The following is a 1,302-nucleotide window of genomic DNA, read 5'->3' as shown; positions in this document are numbered from 1 at the left end:
AGCAGAAGGTAGTGATAAAAGTGACGGTCGCAGCGATGAGCACACGGATAGCGATATTGAGAGGGCTTAAACTCAAAGGCTTCAATCAATCCAAAGGGTCTAACAATGAGTGAACAACTAGCATGGACAGACGCTGCGTGGAAAGACTATCTGTACTGGCAAACACAAGATAAGAAGACACTCAAACGTATTAACAAACTCATCACCGAATGTAAGCGTAATCCGTTTGAAGGCATTGGCAAACCTGAACCCCTAAAAGAAAATCTATCTGGATTTTGGTCAAGACGCATCGATGACGCCAATCGGTTGGTATATGCCGTCGATGATAACTATCTGACGATTATCTCTTGTCGCTATCATTATTAACGCGTGCTCTTAGTCATGTATGTTTACTTGCTGATGGCGCCATACCCATTCTTACAACAATATAAAAAGGATTTAATACAGTGGCCCAAACCAATACTAAATCAAAAGCTTCTTTCGCCCCGCAACTATCTGTCCCCGCCACCTATATGCGCGGCGGCACATCAAAAGGGACGTTTTTTAAATTATCTGACTTACCTAAGCGTTGCCAAGTCGCAGGCTCTGCGCGGGATAACTTCCTATTACGTGTCATCGGTAGTCCAGATCCTTACGGCAAGCAGATTGATGGTCTCGGCAATGGCAGCTCTAGTACCTCAAAAACGGTTATTTTATCCGAATCAGATAGACCTGATCATGATGTGAATTATCTGTTTGGACAAGTTAATATCGCCAAGCCTATGATTGATTGGGCAGGTAACTGTGGCAACTTAACTGCAGCTGTCGGTGCCTGTGCCATTAATATGGGACTGGTTGATGCTGACAAAATTGCTAACAGCATCGATGACAATGCAGATAGCGGTATTTGTGAAGTACGCATTTGGCAAGAGAATATCGGTAAGACGATTATTGCGCATGTGCCTGTCTATTTAGATGAAAAAAACAAAGTACAGGTTCAAGAGACGGGCGATTTTGAATTAGATGGTGTGACCTTCCCAGCCGCTGAAGTTAAAATTGAGTTTATCGATCCTGTAGATGCTACCAGCGACATGTTCCCTACTGGTAACTTGGTCGATGATTTTGATGTGTCAGGTTGCGGCCTTGATACTAATAATGTCAAGGCGACCTTTATTAGCGCAGGTATCCCAACCATCTTTATGAAAGCTGAAGATTTAGGCTTTACCGGTACTGAATTACAAGGCGATATCAATAGCGATGGTAAGCTACTTGCCAAGCTTGAAAAAATCCGCGCTACAGGCGGTGTGTCGATGGGGCTATTCA

At 43.7% G+C, this 1,302-nt stretch carries 2 protein-coding genes; both read left to right on the top strand.

Annotation, left to right across the window (positions count from 1 at the left end):
- Positions 1–105: 105 nt before the first annotated feature.
- The gene (locus ACS8FC_RS14305) at positions 106–366 is read left to right on the top strand and encodes a Txe/YoeB family addiction module toxin (RefSeq protein ID WP_037025847.1); all 261 of its coding nucleotides are present in this window, start codon (positions 106–108) and stop codon (positions 364–366) included.
- Positions 367–512: 146 nt separating this feature from the next.
- Positions 513–1,302, top strand: a 790-nt coding sequence (locus ACS8FC_RS14300) for a PrpF domain-containing protein (RefSeq protein WP_439297247.1), incomplete at its 3' end; no start/stop codon positions are given.

Source organism: Psychrobacter sp. 1Y4, assembly GCF_051847555.1.
This window is presented reverse-complemented; position numbering and strand designations above follow the sequence as displayed.

Bases quoted from the DNA above. Each gene is read 5' to 3' on its own strand.
- ACS8FC_RS14305 (WP_037025847.1), top strand. From the start codon at position 106: ATGAGTGAACAACTAGCATGGACAGACGCTGCGTGGAAAGACTATCTG.